General features: G+C 51.1%; 11 protein-coding genes and 3 tRNA genes. 10 read left to right on the top strand and 4 right to left on the bottom strand.

Features of this window, described 5'->3' with window-relative positions; translation table 11 throughout:
- Window positions 1–138: 138 nt before the first annotated feature.
- Window positions 139–1,116 (top strand): elongation factor P--(R)-beta-lysine ligase, encoded by a 978-nt coding sequence (gene epmA / locus IX31_RS19225; RefSeq protein WP_034461137.1) that lies wholly within the window; start codon window positions 139–141, stop codon window positions 1,114–1,116.
- 84 nt (window positions 1,117–1,200) lie between these two features.
- Here the strand turns inward: epmA and mscM are convergent, their stop codons facing one another.
- The 3 genes from mscM to rsgA form a co-directional block, all read right to left on the bottom strand.
- Window positions 1,201–4,539: a miniconductance mechanosensitive channel MscM gene (mscM, locus tag IX31_RS19230; RefSeq protein ID WP_034461139.1), complete on the bottom strand. Its 3,339-nt coding sequence runs from the start codon at window positions 4,537–4,539 to the stop codon at window positions 1,201–1,203.
- 60 nt (window positions 4,540–4,599) lie between these two features.
- Window positions 4,600–5,547: an archaetidylserine decarboxylase gene (gene asd / locus IX31_RS19235; RefSeq protein WP_034461140.1), complete on the bottom strand. Its 948-nt coding sequence runs from the start codon at window positions 5,545–5,547 to the stop codon at window positions 4,600–4,602.
- Between the two features lie 80 nt (window positions 5,548–5,627).
- The gene (rsgA, locus tag IX31_RS19240; protein ID WP_034461145.1) at window positions 5,628–6,683 is read right to left on the bottom strand and encodes a small ribosomal subunit biogenesis GTPase RsgA; all 1,056 of its coding nucleotides are present in this window, start codon (window positions 6,681–6,683) and stop codon (window positions 5,628–5,630) included.
- A gap of 113 nt (window positions 6,684–6,796) precedes the next feature.
- Between rsgA and orn the strand changes: the two genes are divergently transcribed.
- The 4 genes from orn to IX31_RS19260 all read left to right on the top strand — a co-directional run bounded on the left by orn (window position 6,797) and on the right by IX31_RS19260 (window position 7,857).
- Window positions 6,797–7,342 carry an oligoribonuclease gene (gene orn / locus IX31_RS19245; RefSeq protein ID WP_034461152.1) on the top strand — a complete coding sequence of 182 codons (546 nt, stop codon included), beginning with the start codon at window positions 6,797–6,799 and terminating at the stop codon, window positions 7,340–7,342.
- A gap of 214 nt (window positions 7,343–7,556) precedes the next feature.
- Window positions 7,557–7,632: transfer RNA gene (locus IX31_RS19250), tRNA-Gly, on the top strand.
- Window positions 7,633–7,669: 37 nt separating this feature from the next.
- Window positions 7,670–7,745: transfer RNA gene (locus IX31_RS19255), tRNA-Gly, on the top strand.
- Between the two features lie 36 nt (window positions 7,746–7,781).
- Window positions 7,782–7,857, top strand: a tRNA-Gly gene (locus IX31_RS19260).
- 270 nt (window positions 7,858–8,127) lie between these two features.
- Here IX31_RS19260 and queG read toward each other — a convergent pair.
- Window positions 8,128–9,267, bottom strand: a complete 1,140-nt coding sequence (gene queG, locus IX31_RS19265) for a tRNA epoxyqueuosine(34) reductase QueG (protein ID WP_034461155.1) — start codon at window positions 9,265–9,267, stop codon at window positions 8,128–8,130.
- Here queG and nnr point away from each other — a divergent pair.
- From nnr to miaA, 5 genes are read left to right on the top strand one after another with little or no spacing between them, the layout of a single operon-like run.
- Complete coding sequence (gene nnr / locus IX31_RS19270) at window positions 9,266–10,792, top strand: bifunctional ADP-dependent NAD(P)H-hydrate dehydratase/NAD(P)H-hydrate epimerase (RefSeq protein WP_034461158.1); 1,527 nt, start codon at window positions 9,266–9,268, stop codon at window positions 10,790–10,792. The two genes, queG and nnr, sit on opposite strands and share 2 nt — an antisense overlap.
- Window positions 10,785–11,246: a tRNA (adenosine(37)-N6)-threonylcarbamoyltransferase complex ATPase subunit type 1 TsaE gene (gene tsaE / locus IX31_RS19275; RefSeq protein ID WP_034461161.1), complete on the top strand. Its 462-nt coding sequence runs from the start codon at window positions 10,785–10,787 to the stop codon at window positions 11,244–11,246. Before nnr ends, tsaE begins: the two co-directional genes overlap by 8 nt.
- Before the next feature lie 13 nt (window positions 11,247–11,259).
- Window positions 11,260–12,591: an N-acetylmuramoyl-L-alanine amidase AmiB gene (gene amiB, locus IX31_RS19280; RefSeq protein ID WP_034461163.1), complete on the top strand. Its 1,332-nt coding sequence runs from the start codon at window positions 11,260–11,262 to the stop codon at window positions 12,589–12,591.
- Between the two features lie 9 nt (window positions 12,592–12,600).
- Complete coding sequence (gene mutL, locus IX31_RS19285) at window positions 12,601–14,487, top strand: DNA mismatch repair endonuclease MutL (RefSeq protein WP_034461165.1); 1,887 nt, start codon at window positions 12,601–12,603, stop codon at window positions 14,485–14,487.
- Window positions 14,480–15,427: a tRNA (adenosine(37)-N6)-dimethylallyltransferase MiaA gene (miaA, locus tag IX31_RS19290; protein WP_034461167.1), complete on the top strand. Its 948-nt coding sequence runs from the start codon at window positions 14,480–14,482 to the stop codon at window positions 15,425–15,427. The genes mutL and miaA overlap by 8 nt, the downstream gene beginning before the upstream one ends.
- Window positions 15,428–15,437: the final 10 nt, after the last annotated feature.

Genomic DNA, 15,437 nt, shown 5'->3' on the forward strand with positions numbered 1-15,437 from the left:
TGATGAGTTACGTCACGAAATACAGATTATTAATGCCAATTACGAGCTGGAAACGGTGAAAATTTACTGCGCAAAATTTGTCTCCCTTATGCGATGCGGGTAGACTTCTCCGCCTTGTTTGAATACGGAGACTTCCCCATGAGCGAAACGGCCACCTGGCAGCCGAGCGCATCCATCCCCAACCTGTTGAAACGTGCAGCGATCATGACCATCATTCGGCGTTTTTTTGCCGATCGCGGCGTACTGGAGGTGGAAACACCGTGCATGAGTCAGGCAACGGTTACGGATATCAATCTGTTCCCGTTTGAAACCCGTTTTGTTGGCCCTGGTCACGCTCAGGGCGTTAATCTGTACCTGATGACCAGCCCGGAATATCACATGAAACGCCTGCTGGCGGCGGGCATTGGCCCGGTATTCCAACTGTGTCGCAGTTTCCGTAACGAAGAGATGGGGCGCCATCATAATCCAGAGTTCACTATGCTGGAGTGGTACCGCCCTTGCTACGATATGTATCGTCTGATGAATGAAGTTGATGATTTACTGCAACAGGTTCTGGAAACTGATGCGGCAGAGTCTCTCTCTTATCAGCAGGCGTTCCTGCGCCACCTGGAGATTGACCCGCTTTCTGCGGATAAAACGCAGTTGCGTGAAGTGGCCAAAAAACTCGATTTAAGCAACATCGCCGATCAGGAAGAAGACCGCGATACCTTGCTGCAACTGCTGTTCAGCATGGGTGTTGAACCACATATTGGTAAAGACAAACCGACGTTTGTTTATCACTTCCCCGCAAGCCAGGCAGCCCTTGCACAAATCAGTACCGAAGATCACCGCGTTGCAGAGCGTTTCGAGGTTTATTTCCGTGGTATTGAACTGGCGAATGGTTTCCACGAATTGACTGACGCCGGTGAGCAGCAGCAGCGTTTCGAGCAGGATAACCGTAAACGTGCCGCGCGCGGTTTACCGCAGCAGCCGGTAGATGTGAATTTACTGGAAGCACTCAAGGCGGGATTGCCGGATTGTTCAGGTGTTGCACTAGGTGTGGATCGTTTGATTATGTTAGCGCTGAAGGCTGAAAGCCTTGCTGATGTGCTGGCGTTCCCGGTAGACCGGGCTTAAGAAAACGGTGGATGAGCTTGCGCTTATCCACCCTAAATGAAGTAAAAAATAGAGCGGGTAAGCATTTAGCTTCACCCGCTTTTTTTACAAACTCCCCGGCGTCCTGCCTGCTTTCCCTGTCGAAGTCAGCGTCTTACTGCTACGTTGCCCGCCCAGACTATCCAGACGCATCTGGAATGGTGGGAACGGCAGCTCAATACCGTGTTCGCGGAAACCTTGCAGAATGAGCTGATGAATCTCGTGGCGCAGCGGCATACGGTGGTTCATCTCTGCGGCGTAGATACGCAGCTCAAAGATTTGAATGCCCGCCTGCAAGTCCACAAGGAACGCTTCTGGCGGTGGGTTATCAATTACCAATGAACAGCGCTGGGCCGCCTGCAACAACACCTTCGTGACTTCTTCGCTGTTTGCATCAGACGGAGCTGGAACAGTTAGCACCACACGCGTTACTGAATCCGACAACGACCAGTTGATGAACTGCTCGGTGATAAACGCTTTATTTGGCACGATTATCTCTTTACGGTCCCAGTCGCTGATGGTGGTCGCGCGGGTGTTGATCTTGGTGACGCTGCCGGTGAGATCGCGGATAGTCACGGTGTCGCCAATACGAATCGGTTTTTCGAACAGAATAATCAGGCCGGAAATAAAGTTGGCGAAGATCTCCTGCAAACCAAAACCTAAACCGACACCAAGGGCTGCGACCAGCCACTGCAATTTTGACCACTCAATGCCAATCATCGAGAAGCCAACTAACGTACCGATCAGTAACAGCAGATATTTGGTTACGGTGGTAATGGCGTAGCCTGTGCCTGGCGCCAAATCCAGATGCTGTAGCAGTGCAAGTTCGAGTAGCGCAGGGAGGTTACGCACCAGTTGCATGGTGATAATCAGCACCAGAATAGCAATTAACACTGAACCCAGGGTTATCGGCTCGATGCTTTCCACGCCTTGTACTGTTGAAGTCACATCCCACAAGGTGATGTTCTCAAGGAAACCAAATGCAGAGTGGATTTCTGACCACAACACAATGACCGACAGCAGCGCAATCAGCATCAGAATTGACCGCACCAGACGCAGTGATTGCACGCTGATGGTATCCAGATCGATTTCAGGTTCTTCGATAGTTTCTGATGAGCCTTCATTGCTGTGGCTATGTGCGGTTTCTTCTTCACCACGCGCACGCTGGGCCAGGATTTCAGCACGGCGATGTTTAGCGCGATCAAAGGCGAGACGGCGGCGCTGAATCAGCATCCAACGGCGGAAGATGTGGTACACAACGAGCAGTAAGAACCAGATAGCCACTGACGTTTCAAGCCTTGCCAGTAAGGCCTGGGCCGTTGCCAGGTAACCCACTGCCGCTGCCAGAATGGCGAGCAACGGGGCGGCAAGCAGCAGGTTCCACAAAATGGTGTTAGCGATGTTTTCGCTATTACCTTGTTTATCCAGATACAGCGGAATGCCTGCGCGCTTCAGACTCAGGGTGACCAGTGCCATTGCGCCGCAAATCAACATAAAGCACAGTCTTCCGAGCGAGCCGGAGAACTCCCGATCATTCAGATTATCAAACATAATCAATGCCATAATCAGGGGCACGATTAAGCCGATACTCATCAGGTAATAGCGCATGGCGCGGGCAACTCGTTGCTGCGGCCAACCAAAATGCACGATGAACAAGCCATTTGGGCGGGCGAACGTTGCGCAAATCATCACGGCCCACAGCAGCGGAACCGTGGCGGTCACTCCATCACCGATAGCCACCGCAAGGGGATATGGCCAGGCAGATTGCAGCCCGTAACCGAGCGTTGCCCAAAGAACGGGTAAAGGCAGAGCCACCAGAATCGACCAGAAAACGGTACGTAAGGTCAAGCTGAAGTGATCCTGAGTAACCTTTCCGACCTTTGCACTAGAGCGCTCAAGGAACGCAGAAAAATGGCGGCGGGAGCTGACACTAAAGCCCACCAGTATCAATGCACCGAACAAAGGCAGCAGCGTTTCTTTACTGGTGAGCATCATGATGGTCGCACTGCCAAGCTGGCTGAACGTATCCATCGACACCAGACGACGCAAATCCTGAACAATCTCTACCGGCCAGGTTATGCCCATCGGGCTGACATCTGAGGTCCAGAACAGGTAGCGGTGTGTTGCTTCGTTGACCTCTTTTAACGCATCTTCCAGTTGGCTATTCGCCACTTTCAGTTTGGTCAGTTCGAGAATCAGGTTATCGCCACCTTGCAGCAAGGAGTTGAGCAGTTCGCGTTGGGTGCGCAATTGCGCTTCCAGAATACGATTTTGCTCACTGGTCAGCTCCTGCCCATCGTTCTGACGAATCTGGCGTAATTGCTGCTGCTTGTTCAGCAGATCTTCATAATGCAGACGCTGTACACGCAACTGGCCAAGTTCGGTATCCAGTTGCTGAGACTTTGGCATTTCAGGTAAACGAGCCACCTGAGCGCGCAAGGCTTCACCCAACACATTCGATACGCCAAGCCATTGTGACTGTTCGCGCAGTGTGTTGAGTGCCTGACGCACTTGCAATGTCTGGCTGGAGGCCTGGCGTTGCTGAGAAGCCACTAAATCCATTCGTTGAGCCTGTTGATTCAACGCCTGGGATAATTCGCGGTTATTTTTAAACTGATCAACGATACCTGATGGCAGGTTAGCACTGCTTTCTGCCAACAATTCGGTGCTTTCCAGCGCTTTTTCCGCTTCACGCTGACGCTGATTATTGAGCTGATTACGCAATGCCTGGAGATAAGCATCCAGTTGCGCGCTCTGTTTTTGGGCCAGCTCTGCCCGTAGCCGCGCGAGTTCCTGGCGGTTACTGGCAGACAACTGTGCCAGTTCCAGTTCATCGACCAGGGCTTTCAGGCGTGATGATTCAGCCTGTAAAGAGAGATTTTGTGCCTGCGCCAGCGGTGTACTGCTAGCAGGCTGGGTGCCCATCCGACGTTCCACCTCGTTTAGCTGGCGGCGTGCATCTGTTTGCTGTTGAGGCAGTTGGCTGAGCGAATCGGTGATTTCTCGGGTGCGTTCCTGCTCTTGTTGCGCAAGGCGGCTTTTATCCAGCAATTGGCTGCTAACTTGCAGGATTTCCTGATTTAACGCATCGGTGCTCATGGTTTCTGGCACTTTTGGCGGTTCATCGCGCAGATTATTTATCTGCCGACGCAAGGTGTCAGAGAGTTTGGGGAAGTTATCGATAACTTGCTGATATTGCGTGACACGCTCCAGCGAGATTTTACGTTCATCAAGCGCGTTGAGCGCGGCCTGAAGTGCTTCCACGGTTTCAGGGCTGCCAGGTTTGTCTTTTGCAGACTTAGCTTGTTCTAGTTCCTGGGAGATTTGTTTGGCGTCGGGGGCTGTGGCGGCATACGTCGGTAGACTAAGGCACCAGGCCATCAGAATTGTGATTATCAGGCGCACGTGAATACCTATAGGTGAATCAGCCCTCGCTGCGATGTCGCGAGGGCTGGGGTAGGAGCGTTAAACGTCTGGTTTGCTTTCCTGATCGGCAGCAACTTCCATTTCAGAAATCTCACTCACTGGTACTTCCGGCTCGATCACCGGCTCGGTAGAGATTGCCAGAGGTTCACCAATTTTGGTTGCGGACAGGCTTTGCAGCTGTTCGGCCAGGTTCACTTTACCTGGTGCGAACAAGTTGATTACTGTTGAACCGAGTTTAAAGCGACCCATTTCCTGGCCTTTCAGCAGCGCTACAGAACCTTCGTTGTCACCAGCAGGCCATGTCCAGCGCTTAATCACACCTTCACGCGGTGGGGTGATGGTGCCAGCCCATACGGTTTCGATGCTGCCAACAATGGTTGCACCCACCAGAATTTGCGCCATTGGGCCAAACTCGGTGTCGAACAGGCAAATTACGCGTTCGTTACGGGCAAACAGGTTCGGCACGTTTTGCGCGGTTAAATGGTTTACGGAGAACAAGTCACCCGGTACGTAAATCATTTCACGCAAAATACCATTACACGGCATGTGAACACGGTGGTAATCACGTGGTGACAGATAAGTGGTAACGAAGCTGCCGTTACGGAACAAATCGGCCATCAAATAGTTACCGGCAAGCAGGGCTTCCAGACTGTAGTTATGACCTTTGGCCTGCAGAATTTTATCTTCTTCAATAGGGCCTAACTGGCTTACAACACCGTCTGCTGGCATCACCAGTACATTTGGGTCGGTATTAATTGGACGAACATCGTCACGTAGTGGGCGCACGAAGAATTCATTGAAGGTGCGATAGCTGGCAGTATCCGGCTTCTGAGCTTCCTTCATGTCGACTTTGTAGTATTTGACGAACAGGTCGATAACCAGTTTGGTCAACCAGCCAGCTCGTTTGCTTGCACCCCAACCTGCCAGGCGAGTCAGCCATAGTTTAGGCAGGATGTACTGGAGCGAAAGTTTAAAGTTGTCTAACAAGATAGCCTCCTGGCTAAGTACCCATATTTAGCGGGCATACACAAAAAGGAGCGCGATTTTAGCGATGCCCAGCTTAATTGTCAGCGGTCAGTATCGGAAAAGGTTTTACGCGATTTTACCTCGGACATACTTTCCAGTATGCGATGGTAATTTTCGAAACGCGTTTCGGCGATTTCCCCACGTTCAACAGCTTCGCGCAGCGCACAGCCAGGATCGTTGGTGTGGCTGCAGTCACGGTATTTGCAACGCCCTAAATACTCGTGGAATTCAGTGAACCCTTGAGTGACTTGATCGGGTTCTAAGTGCCATAAACCAAACTCACGAACGCCTGGAGAGTCAATTACATCACCGCCGCCCGGGAAGTGATACAAACGAGATGCAGTGGTTGTATGCTGACCCAGACCTGAGTTGTCAGAAACGTCATTAACCAGAATCTGGGCTTCTTTAAAACCAAGCAGGTTGTTCAGCAGGCTGGATTTCCCCACACCGGATTGCCCGGCAAAAATGCTGACGCGGCCGATCAAGGCTTCTTCAAGCTCTTTCAGACCTTCTACTTTGTGGCTGGAAACCATTAAGACGCGGTAGCCAATTTTGCGGTAGATATCCATTTGTTCATTAACGAACGCAAGACCTTCTTCATCGAGCAGGTCGGTTTTATTCAGTACCAGCAGTGGCTCAACGTCCAGTGTTTCACACGCTACCAGATAACGGTCAATAATGTTTAGTGACAGCTCGGGCAGAATGGCGGAAACCACAATGATTTGGTCGATATTGGCGGCAATCGGTTTTACGCCGTCATAGAAATCAGGGCGTGTCAGGACGGTAGTGCGCTCGTGCACCGCATCAACAATGCCTTTTATGGTTACGCCAGCCGCAGCTTCTTTGGCTGGACGCCAGACCACATTGTCGCCGGTTACCAGCGAACGGATGGTGCGGCGAATATTGCAGCGGTGAATGTCACCACCTGGTGATTCAACATCGGCATGTTGGCCGAAACGGCTAATGACGCGACCATCGCGCGGTTCACCAAACTGAGAGTCGTCAGGATCGGCTTTCTCCACAGTCTGTTTAAGCCGACGCTGGTGGTTTGCTGAAACCCGGCGCTGCTGTCCTTTGGAGAGTTTATTTTTGCTCAATCTTACTGGCTCCTGGTCGCCCGTGATGGGCAAAACCTCTATGATACACACTATTTTATACGAATTAACCCATCGACAAAGGTGGGCTACGCACAAGAAGGGTGGAAAATAGCATGAGTGGAAATGAAAACAATCTGATTTGGATTGATTTAGAAATGACCGGCCTGGACCCCGAGCGGGATCGCATAATTGAAATTGCCACTCTGGTTACCGATGCCAATTTGAATATCCTCGCCGAAGGGCCAACGATCGCGGTTCATCAGTCTGACGAACAGCTGGCGTTGATGGATGACTGGAATGTGCGTACCCATACTGGCAGCGGGCTGGTAGAGCGCGTGAAGGCAAGCACCATGGATGACCGTGCGGCTGAACTGGCGACACTTGAGTTCCTGAAAGAGTGGGTTCCCGCTAATAGTTCTCCAATCTGTGGTAACAGCATAGGCCAGGATCGCCGTTTCCTGTTTAAGTACATGCCTGAGCTAGAAGAGTACTTCCACTATCGTTATCTGGATGTCAGCACTCTGAAAGAGCTGGCGCGCCGTTGGAAACCTGAAATTTTGGCTGATTTCAAAAAGCAGGGTACCCATCAGGCGATGGATGATATTCGTGAATCGGTGGCAGAGCTTGCCTTCTACCGCGAGAATTTTATCAAGTTATAAGAATTTGTTAGCCTCGGTTCTGTTTTTTTCACTCATCCGAAAAAGGCAGGATCGAGAGATTTTCCTGTTATTCGCTGGGAAAATAATCATTTTGTCGAATTAATCAGCATTCAAACAAAAATAGCAAAAAAAATCGTTTGAGGGCTTGCGACTAAAACGATTTCTCGTATAATGCGCCTCCCGTACCGATGCAGAATTTGCAGCGTTACACAGAGCGGGAATAGCTCAGTTGGTAGAGCACGACCTTGCCAAGGTCGGGGTCGCGAGTTCGAGTCTCGTTTCCCGCTCCAAAATTTGATTAGGCTTTTTACAGCCAGCACCACCCAAGCGGGAATAGCTCAGTTGGTAGAGCACGACCTTGCCAAGGTCGGGGTCGCGAGTTCGAGTCTCGTTTCCCGCTCCAAAATTTGATTGGCTTTTACAGCCACGCACCACCCAAGCGGGAATAGCTCAGTTGGTAGAGCACGACCTTGCCAAGGTCGGGGTCGCGAGTTCGAGTCTCGTTTCCCGCTCCAAATTCTAATATCCAGTACAAATTATCCACAACGCTAACCAGCGTCGGTGGTGGTTTTTACGTTCGCGATAAATTCTTGTAAACAGACTTATCCACAGCCTTTGTCTATTCACTTAGATCGCTAACTATTTCTTAATTTTTATAAGAATATTTTAACTATTTGATTAATATCATTTTTTTAATATTTGAGAATGTTAAGCGGATCGCTTGCAGATTTTTTTTCGTTTGCAGGACAAGGTGTTCAAATTTTTATTCACATCCTGTGGACATATCAAGCATCACGTTTTAGTCCCTTTTCAATCACACGAACCAGACGCTGTTTCTGCGGGAGCTGGACTTCGGTAGCGTCCTCGCTTCGCTTGGTTAATTGTTGCGCAATCGCCCAATCAATGTGCTCATCAAGAAGTGGGTGCTCACCTTTCCGTTGCTGCAACGTCTCCAGAATCGCTTCATCCCAGGGTGCATTTCCCAACGCCACCGCAATATTTCGTAGCCAACGTAAATGGCCAATTCGACGAATTGCCGAACCTTCTGTCACGCGCAGGAAATACTCTTCGCTCCAGGTGAACAGCTCAGCCAGCTCCGGCGCATGCAATTTGCTACGCGGGCTAAAGTCGTCTTCTGTGGTTAATTGTGAGAAACGGTTCCACGGGCAAATCAGCTGGCAGTCGTCGCAACCATAGATTCGATTGCCGATAAGCGGCCTGAACTCTTCCGGGATTGCACCTTCAAGCTCAATAGTGAGATAAGAGATACAACGGCGGGCGTCAACGGTGTAGGGTTCCACAATCGCACCAGTCGGGCAGATAGTCATGCAGGCCACACAACGCCCACACTTTTCCTCAATGGGATTATCAATTGGCAGTGGTATATCGACTAACAGTTCGCCGAGGAAAAAGAACGATCCTGCTTCCTGGTTGAGGATTAGTGAGTGCTTACCTGTCCAGCCCAGCCCAGCTTTTTCAGCCAATGGGCGTTCAAGAATCGGCGCTGAATCCACAAAAGGTCTAAAATTCAGCGTGGAACAATGGGACTGGATCATCTCGCCCAGTTTTTTGAGCCGATTACGTAGCAGTTTGTGATAATCACGCCCAAGCGCGTAACGGCTGATGTAACCGATTTTGGGATTTTTGAGCGTGGAAGCAAAAGCTGCATTCGCGGGGAGATAGTTCATCCGCACGCTAATGACGCGCAAAGTACCGGGCAGCAATTCGTGTGGTCGGGCGCGCATCATGCCATGACGAGCCATCCAGTCCATCTCGCCATGATATTGTTTATCCAGCCACATCTGGAGCGCAGGCTCGCTGGCAGAGAGATCGGTATCGGTTATGCCAACTTGTTGGAAACCGAGTTCGATACCCCACTGTTTGATATTTTGCGCTAATTGATTGAGATCGAGGGGCTGTGACATGACGGACCTGAGCCTAAAAATAACCGCCAAAAGTATACCACACTCAGTCTGGTCCGCAGACTGGTTGCGCACCGCTGAGAAACAGGCAGCGGATTACCTGGGATTAACGTTATACGAGTTAATGCAACGGGCAGGGGCAGCGGCGTTTAATGTTGCCCACGAACTCTACCCGCAAACTCAGCACTGGCTTGTGGCATGTGGGCATGGCAACAATGGTGGCGATGGTTATGTCGTCGCACGACTTGCGCAGGCTGCTGGTATTCGCGTCACGTTACTGGCGCTTGAAAGCGACAAACCGTTGCCTGAAGAAGCCGCTTACGCACGTGATGCCTGGTTGGATGCTGCAGGCGTTATTCATGCACCAGAGCATGTCTGGCCTGACGATATCGATCTTGTGATTGACGGTGTGCTCGGCACAGGGATAAACAGCGCCCCACGCGATGCGGCCGCCCGGCTTATCGAAAAGTGTAATCAGCATTCGGCACTTGTTATTGCGCTGGATATTCCTTCCGGTTTACTCGCAGAAACTGGTGCAACACCAGGCGCTGTGATTAACGCTTCTCATACCATTACGTTTATTGCTCTTAAGCCTGGTTTACTGACCGGGAAAGCGCGTGATGTAGTGGGCAGACTGCATTTTAATGCGTTGGGTCTTGAAACCTGGTTGCAGGGGCAAACTGCGCCAATAAGCCGTGTGGATAGTGCGCAACTGACGGGCTGGCTGCCTCCGCGTAAACCTACGTCGCATAAAGGGACAAATGGGCGGCTGGTAATCATTGGTGGTGACCACGGTACTGCCGGAGCGATTCGAATGACCGGTGAGGCTGCGCTACGCGCTGGAGCGGGTTTGGTCAAAGTTTTGACTCGTTCAGAAAACATTGCACCGCTTATTACCGCCCGACCAGAACTGATGGTTCAGGATCTCACGTCAAATTCACTTGATGAATATCTCGAATGGGCGGATGTGGTGGTTATCGGCCCCGGTCTTGGGCAGCAGGAATGGGGCAAAAAAGCCCTACAAAAAGTAGAGAACTGCCGTAAACCGATGCTGTGGGATGCCGATGCGCTCAACCTTCTGGCAATCAATCCCGATAAACGTCAGAATCGCGTTATTACGCCGCATCCTGGTGAAGCTGCCCGGCTGTTAAATTGCTCGGTATCACAAATTGAGAGTGACCGCTTACTTTCCGCTGACCGTCTTGTAAAACGTTATGGCGGAATTGTGGTCTTAAAAGGTGCCGGTACGGTTGTTGCCAGCCAAAACGGCGAATGCTCACTCATTGATGTGGGAAATGCCGGGATGGGAAGTGGCGGTATGGGGGATGTGCTATCCGGGATCATCGGAGCATTGCTGGCACAGAAGTTAACCCCGTATGATGCGGCATGCGCCGGATGTGTTGTACATGGCGCTGCTGCTGATGTACTGGCTCAGCGCTTCGGTACACGTGGCATGTTAGCAAGCGACTTATTCTCGACGATGTACCCTTTTGTTAACCCGGATTTGAATAGCAAAGAAAATGATTAATCGAGTTATCGCATTACCTGATGAAACTGCGACCTTAGAATTGGGTGCGCGTCTGGCAAAAGCCTGTATCGGTGCCACAGTGATTCATCTGTATGGTGACCTGGGTGCGGGCAAGACGACATTCAGCCGTGGTTTTGTGCAAGCGTTGGGCCATAAAGGCAATGTTAAGAGCCCAACTTACACGTTGGTCGAACCGTATGAGCTCGGCGATTTGATGGTATATCACTTTGATCTCTATCGCCTTGCTGATCCAGAAGAACTCGAATTTATGGGAATTCGTGACTATTTTACCAATGACGCAATTAGTCTGGTGGAATGGCCGCAAAAAGGTCAGGGTGTGCTGCCGGAACCGGATGTCGAAATCCACCTAAGTTACCAGGCCGAAGGGCGCGAGGCGTGCCTGAAAGCAGTTTCCTCATCTGGTGAGTCGTTACTGGCGCGGTTTGCCAAATAACAAGGATGACGGGATGATCTTTCGCGTGAAAAGTTGGTTGATGGCGGCGTGCTTACTGTTGCTTACGGCACAGTCGGGTGCCGCGAGTTTAGCGGATATTCAGGTATCAAATGGTGATTCTCAGGCGCGGATCACCTTTAGTTTTATTGGTGATCCTGAATATGCTTTTTCTCAGGATGATAAGAAAAGCGTTGCTCTGGATATCAAACAAACGGGTGTGATCAGAGGATTACCGCTGTTGTTCAGTGGCAATAACCTGGTGAAAAGCATTCGGTCAGGGCAACCAAAAGACAGCGATTCTTTACGCCTGGTGGTTGATCTCACTGAGCCTGGCAAAACTCGCGCTGTAAAACAGCAAAATGGTTCTAATTACACGGTAGTGTTTACCATTAACGCCGATGCTCCGCCTCCGCCACCTCCTCCTCCGGTGGTGGCTAAACGTGTTGAGGCGCCGCCCGTTGTCCGTTCAACAGAACCTGCAAAAAATCCCTTTAATCCGCAGACCGTGACTGGAGCCATCAGTTCGAATACGGCGATGCATCCTGCGCGAACTCAGCGCACCACAACTCAATCCGATACCGTGGTTGTGGCCATTGATGCAGGGCATGGTGGACAAGATCCGGGTGCGATTGGTCCTGGTGGTACAAAAGAGAAAAATGTCACTATTTCTATTGCCCGTAAGCTACGTTCCTTGCTCAATGATGACCCGATGTTTAAAGGCGTGCTGACCCGTGATGGCGACTATTTCATTTCAGTGATGGGGCGCTCAGACGTAGCACGCAAGCAGAACGCTAATATTCTGGTTTCCATTCATGCTGATGCTGCACCTAACCGCGATGCGACGGGAGCATCGGTATGGGTGTTGTCAAACCGTCGCGCAAATAGCGAAATGGCGGGCTGGCTCGAACAGCACGAGAAACAATCCGAGTTGCTGGGTGGTGCGGGCGATGTACTGGCTAATAGCCAGGCCGATCCGTATCTGAGCCAGGCGGTGCTGGATTTGCAATTCGGCCATTCCCAGCGTGTCGGGTATGATGTGGCGACAAAAGTACTGGCTCAAATGCAACGCGTCGGTGCGTTACACAAGCGTCGCCCTGAGCATGCAAGCCTTGGCGTATTGCGCTCACCAGATATCCCTTCTGTGCTGGTGGAAACCGGGTTTATCAGTAACAACTCGGAAGAGCGTCTGCTTGATAGCGATGATTATCAGCAAAAAATTGCCCAGGCCATTTATCAAGGGTTGAGGGACTATTTCCAGACGCATCCGTTACAATCAGCACCTGGACCGGGGCAAACCGCACGTTCGCAAGGTGCGGGTCTCGATCAGGTCGCGATTACTCAATAAGGAAATTTCATGCCGATTCAGGTTCTGCCGCCGCAACTTGCCAACCAGATTGCTGCTGGCGAAGTGGTAGAGCGCCCCGCATCGGTGGTGAAGGAGCTGGTTGAGAACAGTCTGGATGCTGGCGCTACGCGTATTGATATTGATATCGAACGCGGTGGTGCCAGGCTCATTCGTATCCGCGACAACGGTTGTGGTATCAAAAAAGACGAGCTGGCGCTTGCGTTGGCGCGCCATGCCACCAGTAAAATTGCTTCACTTGATGACCTTGAGGCGATAATCAGCCTTGGTTTTCGTGGCGAAGCGTTAGCGAGTATTAGCTCGGTTGCCCGTCTGACGTTAACGTCACGTACTGCCGATCAAAGTGAGGCGTGGCAAGCCTATGCCGAAGGCCGAGAACAAGATGTGACGGTGAAACCCGCAGCGCATCCAGTCGGAACCACGCTTGAAGTGTTGGATCTGTTTTACAACACGCCTGCCCGGCGCAAATTCATGCGCACTGAAAAAACCGAATTCAACCATATTGATGAGATTGTCAGACGTATTGCGCTGGCACGCTTTGATGTGTCGATCAATCTGACACATAACGGCAAAGTCATTCGGCAGTATCGTGCGGTCGCAGAAGGCGCGCCTCGTGAACGTAGGCTGGGGTCGATTTGTGGTACGGCTTTCCTCGAACAAGCGCTGGCCATTGAATGGCAGCATGGTGACCTTGCGTTACGTGGATGGGTGGCTGAACCTACGGCGACGACTTCCGCACTGGCAGAGATTCAATATTGCTATGTGAACGGCCGCATGATGCGCGACCGCTTGATCAATCACGCCATTCGTCAGGCCTGTGAAGATAAGCTTGGAGCCGATCAGCAACCGGCATTTGTGCTCTATCTGGAGATCGACCCGCATCAGGTGGATGTGAATGTGCATCCCGCCAAACACGAAGTGCGGTTCCACCAGTCTCGCCTGGTACATGATTTTATCTACCAGGGGGTACTGAGCGTATTGCAGCAGCAGACAGAAAACCGTTTGCCACTGGAAGAGGCTACCGAAGAACCGCAACAGAGTTGGCAGCCGGAAAACCGTGTGGCATCTGGCCGCAACCAGTTTTCAACACCAGCACCCACTTCTTCGGTTGTTCGCGAATCATCGTCTCGCAGTTCTTCGCCAAATAGCGGTGAATATAGTGGCGGCGGTGTCAGCAAAAACACACCTTTATGGCCTCATGCGGCACCGGGTTTCCAGAAAAAAGAAGGGGCGTTGTATCGCGAACTTCTGAATACGCAAGCCTCCCCGACGCCAAAAAATCGTGCCGCTGAACCTGAAACTGACGCAGCGTTAGACGCCCATGCACAAAGTTTTGGCCGTGTACTGACGGTGCTCGCACCAGACATGGCATTGCTGGAACGCGACGGAAAAATCATGCTGCTTTCATTAAGCGTGGCTGAACGCTGGTTGAAAATGGCTCAGTTAGTACCGGGTAGTGAAGGTGCGCGGGCACAACCATTGCTGATCCCTGTACGCCTGAAAGTGACGAAAGAAGAACAGGACGTTCTGGTTAAATATCAGTCGCTTTTATTGGAAATGGGTATCGAATTTGTCGCAGAGTCGCGTCAGATAACAATTCGCACCGTACCTTTACCTTTACGTAAACAAAATTTACAAATCTTGATTCACGAACTGCCAGGATACCTGGCGCAACAGACAGAGGTGAGCGCAACTCAGATTGCTCAATGGTTTGCTCGTCAAATGGACGGCTTTCATGAACAATGGAATCAGGCACAGGCAATTGCCTTGCTGGCTGATGTAGAGCGCCTTTGTCCGCAGCTGGTGAAATCACCACCTGGCGGTTTGTTACAACCTGTTGATTTACAATTGGCGATGAACGCCCTGAAACATGACTGAAGTTAAGCAAAGCCTGCCACAGGCAATTTTTCTGATGGGGCCGACGGCCTCAGGTAAGACAGCGTTAGCCATTAATTTGCGTAAAACGTTGCCGGTAGAGTTGATAAGCGTCGATTCGGCCCTTATCTATAAAGGAATGGATATTGGTACAGCGAAGCCTACGGCCGAAGAACTGGCTCAGGCTCCGCATCGGTTACTCGACATTCTCGACCCGGCACAGGCTTATTCCGCCGCAGATTTCCGGCGCGATGCGTTGGCTGAAATGGCAGATATTACTGCCGCTGGGCGTATTCCCTTGCTGGTCGGGGGAACGATGCTCTACTTCAAGGCATTGTTAGAAGGTTTGTCACCGTTGCCATCTGCCGATCCCGAGGTTCGGGAACGGATAGAAAAACAGGCTGCAGAGCAAGGATGGGAGGCGTTGCATCGTGAGTTAGCACAGGTTGATCCTGTCGCCGCTGCACGTATTCATCCAAATGATCCACAAAGGCTTTCCCGTGCACTGGAAGTTTTTTTCATTTCGGGTAAAACTTTAACGGAACTGACGAAAACGTCAGGAGAAGCTCTGCCTTACCAGGTGCATCAGTTCGCCATCGCCCCGGCGAGCCGTGAACTGCTCCATCAACGAATTGAGCAGCGTTTTCATCAGATGTTAGCTTCTGGATTTGAAGCTGAAGTGCGGGCTCTTTTTGCTCGCGGTGATTTGCATACGGATATGCCTTCCATTCGTTGTGTGGGTTACCGGCAGATGTGGTCTTATCTGGCGGGTGAAATTCCACATGATGAAATGGTTTATCGTGGTATTTGCGCGACGAGACAATTGGCTAAGCGCCAGATGACCTGGTTAAGAGGCTGGGAAGGTGTTCACTGGTTAGACAGTGAGAATCCGTCTCAATCTTATAACGATGTAGTACAGGTTGTTAGTGCGAAGCACCAATGAATGTGTACAA

The sequence above is a fragment of the Buttiauxella noackiae genome (assembly GCF_000737905.1).
Taxonomy (GTDB): Bacteria; Pseudomonadota; Gammaproteobacteria; order Enterobacterales; family Enterobacteriaceae; genus Buttiauxella; species Buttiauxella noackiae.

Excerpts from the sequence above, each read along its gene's own strand:
- queG (WP_034461155.1), bottom strand. The coding sequence starts at position 9,267 with ATGTCACAGCCCCTCGATCTCAATCAATTAGCGCAAAATATCAAACAG.
- nnr (WP_034461158.1), top strand. The coding sequence starts at position 9,266 with ATGACGGACCTGAGCCTAAAAATAACCGCCAAAAGTATACCACACTCA.
- miaA (WP_034461167.1), top strand. The coding sequence starts at position 14,480 with ATGACTGAAGTTAAGCAAAGCCTGCCACAGGCAATTTTTCTGATGGGG.
- epmA (WP_034461137.1), top strand. The coding sequence starts at position 139 with ATGAGCGAAACGGCCACCTGGCAGCCGAGCGCATCCATCCCCAACCTG.
- amiB (WP_034461163.1), top strand. The coding sequence starts at position 11,260 with ATGATCTTTCGCGTGAAAAGTTGGTTGATGGCGGCGTGCTTACTGTTG.
- orn (WP_034461152.1), top strand. The coding sequence starts at position 6,797 with ATGAGTGGAAATGAAAACAATCTGATTTGGATTGATTTAGAAATGACC.
- mutL (WP_034461165.1), top strand. The coding sequence starts at position 12,601 with ATGCCGATTCAGGTTCTGCCGCCGCAACTTGCCAACCAGATTGCTGCT.
- tsaE (WP_034461161.1), top strand. The coding sequence starts at position 10,785 with ATGATTAATCGAGTTATCGCATTACCTGATGAAACTGCGACCTTAGAA.